The sequence below is a fragment of the Vibrio sp. genome, assembly GCF_050299255.1.
Classification (GTDB): domain Bacteria; phylum Pseudomonadota; class Gammaproteobacteria; order Enterobacterales; family Vibrionaceae; genus Vibrio.
In genome coordinates, this window is record NZ_JBNKVP010000040.1 from 1 (window position 1) to 9,282 (window position 9,282).

The window sequence follows — 9,282 nt, forward strand, 5'->3', positions numbered from 1 at the left end:
TCCCTGGAGTGATTAACAATTGTGAAGGTTGTCATACGTCAGAGCAGTATAACCTGCCACAACAGGCGAACACTCGTCCATCACTGGCTTCAACACAAGTCGGTACAGATGGAGCTGGTGACCCAATTATGGAACCAAGATTCTTCAGTCCTGCATTGGTTGCTTGTGGTAGCTGTCACCTTGAGTCTGCGTTAGGTCTGGTTGATCCTAACAACCCGATTCCTGGCGATGCCATCATTGGCCATATGGAGAAAAACGGTGCGGTCTTCGCAGCAGAAACTGCAGAAGAAGCTACCGGCACTGAACAGTGTTCTACCTGTCACGCAGTGGGTCAGGAGCAGGGTGTGGATAAAGTCCACAAAGTCTACGACTACCGTTAACTGAGCTTGTCCGGGGGCTTGCCCCCGGACAACTGTTGAAAAATAGGAAACTCTTATGAAAATAACTATTCAGCGGTGGCTCGTGACGGCAATGTTGGCGCTCGGGGTATCTGCGGCCGTACAGGCAGCAGATGACGTTCCCAAGGCTGGTGTTGATTCTCGCGAGGAAATAGAAGCGGTATTGGATCAGAAGTTCGAAGACGGTAAATACTCCCGTCGCGGTCCTGACGGCTGTCTGCGTTGTCACGATGATGACTCAGAAAAACCGGCCACCGGAATATTCGATAATATTCACGGTAAGACTGCCAATATCCATGGCCCGATGAGCGATAAGCAGTGTGAAGCGTGTCATGGCCCGGCGAATAACCACGAGCGCAACCCGCGTAAAGGTGAGATGCGTGAACCAATGATCACCTTTGGACCAGACTCTCCGGTTCCTGCTGACAAGCAAAACAGCGTTTGTTTGTCTTGCCACACGGACTCGAGCCGTTCGGCATGGCACAGCAGCGAGCACGCGTTTGAAGATCTCTCTTGTTCCAGCTGTCATAAGCTGCACGAGAAAGACGATCCGATGATGGTGGCAGAAAAACAGGCGGAAGCTTGTACATCTTGTCATACCAAGACGAAGTCTGATCTGCACAAACGCAGTAGCCACCCAATCCTTAACGGCACTCTGGAGTGCTCTAGCTGTCACGATCCACACCAGACCGTGAATGAATACAGTCTGAAACAGGCGTCTATCAACGACACCTGTTATGACTGTCACGCAGAGAAACGCGGTCCGTTCCTGTGGGAACATGAGCCGGTAACTGAAGATTGTACGTCTTGTCACAATCCTCACGGTTCAGTTAACCAGGCACTGTTAGACAAGCGACTGCCACAGCTTTGCCAGGATTGTCATAGCGTGCCACACGCCAACGTTGAGATTCCGGAAAACGATCTCAAAGTACGGGGTGGAAGCTGTCTGAACTGTCACAATCAGGTGCACGGTTCTAACCATCCACGTGGTGCGGCGTTGAGAAACTAAGGAGAGTGTCATGAAATTATCACCTTTGTGGGTATCTATTGCCGCGGCACTCGCTTTACCAGCTATCGCCGGTGATTATTCGCTGCAAAATGCCGGTGATGCCGATACCAGCCGCTGGAACTGTGAACTATGTAGTAGTGACGGTGAGTGGCAAGGTAAAGTCAGTTTCGGTGCCGGATACCTGGATAACGATGGATCGCCCCGGTTTAACAACTGGGCCGCCCCTATCTGGGGGTCAGATACCCCAGGAAGAGGCTTGGCGACCAGCTTTAATGCCGATTTGGAACGTTATGAAGACGACGGCTTTTACAGCAAGATTAAAGCTAAAGACTTAGGTCTGCAGCGTTTCTTGATGCAAGTAGACGTTGGTCAATATGATGGCCTGCGCTTCCAGGGTAGCTATAGCGAATCGCCTTACTTCTGGAACAACTCTGCCCTGAGTGCGTACAGCGGTAACAACAATGTGCAAACCGCAGGCAGCCTGGAGCCATTTGCTAAAGGCGTAAAACGGGAAAAACTGAAACTGGGGCTGAAATTTACCCCGCACAGCCCGTGGAAACCTTATGCGACCATGCAACATGAGCGCAAAAAAGGCACGATGGCGGCGTATACTTCGTCGATTCCAGGTTACGGCAGCGTACCGGGTTTTATTCCTAAAAACGTGGAGCATGAAACCTTAAATACCACAGCTGGCGTGAGTTATATCGAAGACAACTGGAATGCTGATCTGGCGTACCGAGGCTCGTTCTTCCGTAACGACTACACCGCTCTGTACTACGGTGCGGCGGCTAATCCATATGCGAACCAATTGGCTTATGAACCTGACAATGATTTCCATCAGGTAGGTTTATCGGGCAATTACATTATGGAAAGCCAGAGCCTGAATGGCCGGGTGATGTGGTCTCAAGCGACATCGGAAGGCGGATTAAATCCGTTCCCGCAGTCGCCGGTTACCGCAGACACGTTTAATGGTAAGGTCGATACCGTTCAGGTGAATGCCAATTACCACAACCGCCTGACTCGTTCGACTGCCCTGAAAGTCGGCGCGGACTACCGTGATCGAGACGATAGTTCAGACCGTGGCGTAGTCATTGGTCAAACTCGTAAAGAGTATGATCGGACTCGTGGGAAATTTGATGCTACCGTCAGCCATCGATTCACTCGTTCAGTGCGTATGAATGCGGGCTATGAATATCGCACCGACAAGCGCGAATACGCGGTACGTGAAAAGACCAATGAGCATACCGTGCATATTGGTGCCAAATATCGTCCACAAGCTGCCTGGACGGTAGGCGGTAAGGTATCTTATCAGTCTCGTGATGGTTCTGACTGGAGCGGTTCAAGCTCTACGACGCCAAACTTGCGTCAGTTCTACCTGGCTGACCGTGACCGTTTTGAAGTGCGCGGTGATGCAAGTTACGACGTAACTGAAACTGTGCAGATGACGCTCGATGCCTGGTTTGCTGACGAGCAGTATCCTAAGCCGGATATAGGCCGCAGTGAAGGCCAGGACTACGGTTATGATCTGGGTATGAATTTCTACCTGGAAAATGACACCAGTGGTCATGTGTTCTTGAACCAGCAACTCGTTCGTTCAGAACAGCAACATGCGAACAGCAGCGCACCTGGCTGGAATCGTTACTCAACGGAGTCTAAAGATACCATCACCACGGTTGGCTTTGGTCTGAACAGAGATAACCTGCTTTCGAAGAAACTGGACCTCTCTTTGGATTACAGCTACAACTACGGCGTTGGCAAAACCAGCACTACAGGTGCCGGTTATGTCTATCCTGACAATGATTCCACCTCACATCGGGTAGAAATGAACGGGGATTACCGTATTTCAGACAACCAGAGTGTTTTGCTGAATGTTCGCTACGAAGATTTCAATGAAGAAGATTACCTGTTTAGTGCTGAAACAGCCAATATGGGTGATGTGAATCAGAGATACAAAGGCTTCTTCGGCATGGTCTCTTGGGAGTACCGTTACTAATCCTGCATGGTTTATTCCTGTGTTGTTGCAAGCTAAGTACACAGGATGAATCTTTGAAACAATGCCAGTCGGTTACTCGGCTGGCATTTTACTATCTGCACTATTGCAACCCTAGCGTCTTCCTTCCCGTAATCTTACCTGCTGTTTATCAACCACAGCGTCAATTTTGACCTACTATTGAGATATTGCCGTAAGTTACAAGTCAGTGAACACGACGGGTGAAATGCGACAATATCCCATGCCACAAGTTGGATTTCTGTACCGTTGTACATGGAGAGTCACGGAGAGAAGCCAAATGAGTATTCGTAGTCGGTTAAAAGTGCTGTTATCGCTACTTTTTTTGGTAGCACTGGCCAACACGGTTTCAATTTTCCTGTTGGAGAGCTCAAGCTCCAAGAAGATGGACTGGGTGATTCATACCCATCAGGCGATCGAACAGGCCAGCTTACTGTTGGGCGGCTTGCAAGACGCAGAAACTGGCCAGCGAGGTTATCTGCTCACTGCCGATCTTCATTATCTTGAACCCTATTATTCTGGTCAGAAAGCGGTGAGTAACACCTACCGTACTTTGTCTGACCATGTGTCGGATAATCCTGGACAAGTCAATCGATTAAGCCAAACCAATCAACTGATAACCGCGAAATTTAACGAAATGGACCAGACCATTCGCTTGATGAAACGCAGAGGACCTACCGATGAAAGTGCAGCACTGATGTTGGTTCGCTCAAATCAGGGCAAAGCGCTTATGGACGAGATTCGTAAAAGCATTGCCGACTTCATTCATCAGGAGCGGTTGCTGCTGGAAATCAGAAATGGTGAGTACCGGGAAACCCGTGCCTATGTCTTAGCTGCGGTCGTGGTAGAGATTGTTTTTTTGCTCACTATGGCCATCCTGACCGCGTCATTTATCAAAAATAAGCTGTTTGAGCCGATAGAAATACTGCTCAAAGGGACCGAGAAAATGGAGCGCGGCGAAGCTCAGACTGTGCGGGATCTGGTTGGTGAGGATGAAATGGGTAGGTTGCTGTACCGGTTTTATGAAATGAGCCAAAAAGTGCATACCCGAACCGAAACACTGACTTACAAGGCTACTCACGACGCATTAACCGGATTAAAAAATAGACTAAATCTCGATGCAGACATAACGGAAATCATTCTGCTCAGCGCGGAATCTGGCCGTTCGGCGGCGCTGTTCTATCTGGATATCAACAATTTTAAACCCCTTAATGACGATTACGGACACGATACCGGTGATTTGGTGTTGGTCGAAGTGGCCAGACGGATCAAAGGCTGCATTCGCTCGAGCGACAATGCTTATAGGATCGGAGGGGATGAGTTTGTGGTGTTACTGGGTGGTCTCAATCATGCCAAAGACGCTCATCAGGTGTTGGCATCATTACGTACCGTGTTCGCCAATCCGGTCGTTGTCGGCAGCAACTCGATTATGGTTACGCTCAGCATCGGTGTTGCTACTTCTCCGCAAGATGCCATCAGTGCGGAAGAGTTACTCAAACTGGCAGATTTAGCCATGTATGATGCAAAACGCAGTCGCAGCGAATTTGCCTTCGCCGATAAAGCTGCTCTGGGTAATCTGTCAACTATTAGCGACTATAAAGCCTGAGCTTGGTCAGGAAATCGGCCCAAGATACATTCGGCAGCAATAATCAAAGCTGATGTACTCATTCTGCTGATACTGCTTGTACAGGTGAAGCAAACACTGCTCTGCTTGCTGGTACTCTCTACTGGCCGGAGCGGGGCTGTACGACGACGAGCGAAAACGGCCCATAAGCTGGTCGAAGTTGAATCTTTGCTGATTGGAAAAGGAATAGCAACGCATTTGCCCCTGGGCGAAAAAGTGTTCGAACGCGTCAGGTTTAAGATTGTGATGGCTGACGGCGGCATAATCGGTGGCATAGCGCTGCAACACCTGATCATATTGCTGTTGAAACCGGCTCTCCATATCACGTTGATTCCAAATCAGTGCCAGCCAGCCGCCGGGTTTCAGAATGCGTCGAAACTCGAATAGCGTTTGCTGATTACAAAACCAGTGAAATGATTGGGCCGCGGTGATCAGATCTATGCTCTGGTCGGGTAGCTCAGTGGCCTCAGCTCGTCCGGACTGGCTGCGAAAATGGCGATTGCCGGCCAATGAATCTTCAGCCTGTTGACGCATCGCCTGATTCGCTTCAACGCCAACCACTTCCAACCCTTGCTCCAGTAATCGCTCGGAGAATATACCAGTGCCAGAGCCGATATCAGCCACGTTAGCAAGCGGTTTAAGTTTACTTTCGCTGATCAGCACGTCGATAAGAGTCTGGGGGTAGTTAGGCCGATAACGTTGGTAATCATCAACCCGATTAGTAAATCGCTCAGTGACTTGCATACGCACCCTCCTTGGTAAATAGCTGGGGTAAATATAGATCAGTATTCCGACCATGATTAGTTTGAGCTTTTAGCGTGGCTATCGACGAATCAGCCAGCGGCCACATTCGAATCACTAAAATTATCGGAATGGCCATCGCATTTACGCTGCTCACCAGAACAACAATATTATGTACTGTATCACTACAATGTTTCCCACACTTTGTTAGCTTTTACTAATGTCGAACAAAAGTTTGAATCTCATCGCAAGTGCGCTTGATGGACGTCGAATGTAACCCGAATGTGGCGTGTTTGCTTAAAGGTATTGCTTTGGTCAGGCCTTAAACTGCAGAGATGCCGCTATCTGCCGGTCGGTCGGCCTGGCCGTTCAAGATCAATAAGAGAAAGGACGAGCGGCGTTACTCAAAACGGGGGGCTAGATTCAAGTAATGGGCGCCTGGCGCCTACCTGGTAACTCAATCTCTAGATAACTATTAACGGGAGAGACCATGAATCGAATGACTTGTGCATGTATTGGGATGTTGCTGCCAATCGTCGCCAATGCCAAAAGCGATGGCTGGGAATGGGCGGTAGGATTTGGCGGAGCCTTGAATCTGCCACAATCGCTGTCTATTGAGATGGATTCTGGAGAAACCATAGACCTGGGTACCGTCAACTACGACACCAAGCCCTTTAACTCGCCACCGTATTACGCCCTTCGGGCGGCTCGTTGGCAAGACAGCAAGGCATGGGAGCTGGAATTTATCCACCATAAGATTTATCTGCAGTCAAAATACCTCAACGACCGGGTCACTAATTTTGAAATTTCCGACGGCTATAACCTGCTCTACGGCAACTATGCTGCCGAGATTACAAAAGGCTGGATTACCCGTTTTGGTGTTGGGGCAGTCATTGTGCATCCGGATGTCACGGTAGATGGTGTAAGAAGCCATGGCGGCTACCAGTGGAGTGGTATTACCACCCAGTTAGCATTGGAGCGTGAGTTTCCGTTGAGCGACGCGGTGATTTTTTCAGCGGAGGGGAAATTGACCTATTCCTATGCTAAGGCCAATTTTACTTTTGGTTCCGCTACTGTGCCCAATACTGCGCTGCATTTATTAGCCATGGTCAAATTTGCCCCTTAGAGCCTGTCTTTCAGCGTGTGTCGCTTTGCTTTAGGGCACACGCTAAGCCGTATATTGATACCTTTCTGTCACCATTCATAGCTGAAGAGCAAAACGGCGCTGTAGAAATAAGTCCTAGAACACGCGAATCATGGCGGGATTCTTCGTGACGGCCAGCAGCACGATCACCATCAACCAACAGATAGCCGAGATAAAAAATAGCCACCGGGATCGAAAACTATGTTTACTGCTCATGGCCAGATAGCCGCAGATAATATAGCAGGTCAATGCCGCCAGTTTGTAACTCAGCCAGGGAGCCGATTGAGTAAAGGGGACGAATTTGGTTATTGAGATCAGCGCGATGCCACTACTAAACAATAAGGTATCGTTAAAATGAGGAATGGGTTTTAGCCATCCCGGAGTGGGGATGACGCTTTGGTGGCGACCAAACATGGCAAATCGGGTGATAAACAGCGTCACGCTGAGGGCAATAGTAATCAAATGGAACAGTTTTATGGTGTGATACATACAGCTGAATTCGTGCTCGGTTGAAATGGAAAAAGGGCGGAAGCTAAAGCTCGGCAGCAATAACTTCCGCCCAGGGCGAAATTCACCTATTAGGCTGTGGCAGTTTTACCCAGGCGCGCTTTTTTGATGGCAGACAGAATCAGTTTACCGAAGAACGCAGTCAGGAACAGACCACCTAGGCCAAACAGCATGTCTCCAGGCAGACGCAGCCATACCAACATCTCAATCAGTTCGCTATGAATCACTTCTGGTGAGCGAGCGAACCAGTAGCCGTGTTCAATCACTGCGAAGAACTGCGTGATACCTTGTGGCAACAGAGACATAAACACCATACCTGCCAGGCCAAGGTTCAGTGACCAGAAAGACAATTTAAGCAGTTTGTCATCCCAGACAGCGGATTCGCCGCTCAGACCGCGCAGACAGGTCAGCATCAGGCCAATACCCAGCATGCCGTATACACCCATAAATGCGCCGTGAGCGTGAGTTGCAGTGGTGTTCAGACCCTGAATGAAGTACAGCGACACAGGTGGGTTGATCAGGAAGCCCAGGATACCGGCACCAACCAGGTTCCAGAACGCGGTAGCAACGAAGAACATGATTGCCCACTTGTAGCGTTCCATCCACTGAGTGGTCTTCTGCATCCGGTAAGTTTCGACAGCTTCAAAGCCGATCAGCGCCAGCGGCACTACTTCCAGGGCAGAGAAGATTGAGCCCCAGGCAATAACCGACGTTGGCGTACCGGTGAAGTACAGGTGGTGCAGGGTACCGATCAAACCGCCGGTCAGGAAAACGACTGTCGCGAATAGCACTGCACTGTTGGCTGATTTTGCACGCACCAGGCCAAGACGGACAAACATCAGTGCGATTACAGAGGTCGCAAAGGTTTCGAAGAAGCCTTCAACCCACAGGTGAACAACCCACCAGCGCCAGTATTCAGCGATGGCCAGGTTGGTGTGTTTGCCCTGGAACAGGCCAGCGCCGTAGAACAGACCAATAGCGACACACGAAGCGTACAACACCCAGATAACAGGTTTCATTTCGCCTTCTTGACTCAGTGCCGGACGGATCGCTGCAGTTACTAAAGACAGCCAGATTAGCAGGCCAGCGAGCAGGGCGATTTGCCAGATGCGTCCCAGGTCAATGTACTCTTGACCCTGGTGACCAACCCAATAACTGAGGTCAATATTAAAGTACTGCTGTACCGCCAGCCATTCACCGGCCATTGAACCCAGTACCACAATCACCAGAGCTACCCAGAGGACGTTAACCCCCAGACGCTGGAATTTAGGTTCGTAGCCAGACAAGGCAGGAGCGATGTACAAACCGGTGCCCAGCCATGCAGTGGCGATCCAGAATACTGCTAACTGAGTATGCCAGGTACGGGTAACAGAGTAGGGCAGAATGTCAGACAACGGGATACCGTAGAACTCCTGGCCTTCGACGCCGTAGTGAGCAGTAATACCACCAAGCAATATTTGCAGCAGGAACAAGCCGATTGCAGTGACAAAGTATTTGCCCAGCGCTTTTTGCGATGGAGTTGGCTTCACGCCGAACAGTGGATCTTTTTCCGGTGGTGTTGGCAGATCGTGCTCTTTCAGGCTGGCATGATACCAGGCCAGTGCACCTACACCTGCAATCAGTACAACGATACTCAAAATAGACCAAACGATGTTGTCTGAAGTTGGTGTATTACCTACTACAGGATCGTAAGGCCAGTTGTTGGTGTAAGTGTAGCTTTCTCCAGGACGTTCAGTCACCGCCGCCCAGGCACTCCAGAAGAAAAATGCGGTCAGCTTGTCGCGATTCTCTTCCGTTGCGATGGTGCCTTCTTTCATCGCATAGTCTTCACGGGTTGGCTGGAATTCCGGA

The 9,282-nt window shown here is 49.8% G+C and carries 8 protein-coding genes; 5 read left to right on the plus strand and 3 right to left on the minus strand.

Translation table 11 applies throughout. From position 1 onward, the window contains the following. From ACQY6F_RS11735 to ACQY6F_RS11750, 4 genes are all read left to right on the plus strand, one after another. Positions 1-380 (plus strand): multiheme c-type cytochrome (locus tag ACQY6F_RS11735; protein WP_428774568.1); only part of this gene is annotated, 380 nt, incomplete at its 5' end. Between the two features lie 55 nt (positions 381-435). Continuing rightward, positions 436-1,407 carry a DmsE family decaheme c-type cytochrome gene (locus ACQY6F_RS11740; RefSeq protein ID WP_428774570.1) on the plus strand — a complete coding sequence of 324 codons (972 nt, stop codon included), beginning with the start codon at positions 436-438 and terminating at the stop codon, positions 1,405-1,407. Between the two features lie 10 nt (positions 1,408-1,417). After that, positions 1,418-3,400: an MtrB/PioB family decaheme-associated outer membrane protein gene (locus ACQY6F_RS11745; RefSeq protein ID WP_428774572.1), complete on the plus strand. Its 1,983-nt coding sequence runs from the start codon at positions 1,418-1,420 to the stop codon at positions 3,398-3,400. 295 nt (positions 3,401-3,695) lie between these two features. Continuing rightward, positions 3,696-5,021: a CHASE3 domain-containing protein gene (locus ACQY6F_RS11750; protein WP_428774573.1), complete on the plus strand. Its 1,326-nt coding sequence runs from the start codon at positions 3,696-3,698 to the stop codon at positions 5,019-5,021. Positions 5,022-5,027: 6 nt separating this feature from the next. Here ACQY6F_RS11750 and ACQY6F_RS11755 read toward each other — a convergent pair whose 3' ends face one another. Next, positions 5,028-5,783: a class I SAM-dependent methyltransferase gene (locus tag ACQY6F_RS11755; protein WP_428774575.1), complete on the minus strand. Its 756-nt coding sequence runs from the start codon at positions 5,781-5,783 to the stop codon at positions 5,028-5,030. 487 nt (positions 5,784-6,270) lie between these two features. Between ACQY6F_RS11755 and ACQY6F_RS11760 the strand changes: the two genes are divergently transcribed. After that, positions 6,271-6,906: a hypothetical protein gene (locus tag ACQY6F_RS11760; RefSeq protein ID WP_428774577.1), complete on the plus strand. Its 636-nt coding sequence runs from the start codon at positions 6,271-6,273 to the stop codon at positions 6,904-6,906. 114 nt (positions 6,907-7,020) lie between these two features. Here the strand turns inward: ACQY6F_RS11760 and ACQY6F_RS11765 are convergent, their stop codons facing one another. Together ACQY6F_RS11765 and ACQY6F_RS11770 are read right to left on the minus strand one after the other, a co-directional pair. Beyond that, positions 7,021-7,413, minus strand: coding sequence for a SirB2 family protein (locus tag ACQY6F_RS11765; RefSeq protein WP_428774579.1), 393 nt, complete (start codon positions 7,411-7,413; stop codon positions 7,021-7,023). A gap of 89 nt (positions 7,414-7,502) precedes the next feature. Next, on the minus strand, positions 7,503-9,282 hold a 1,780-nt coding region (locus tag ACQY6F_RS11770), incomplete at its 5' end, for a nitric-oxide reductase large subunit (protein ID WP_428774580.1).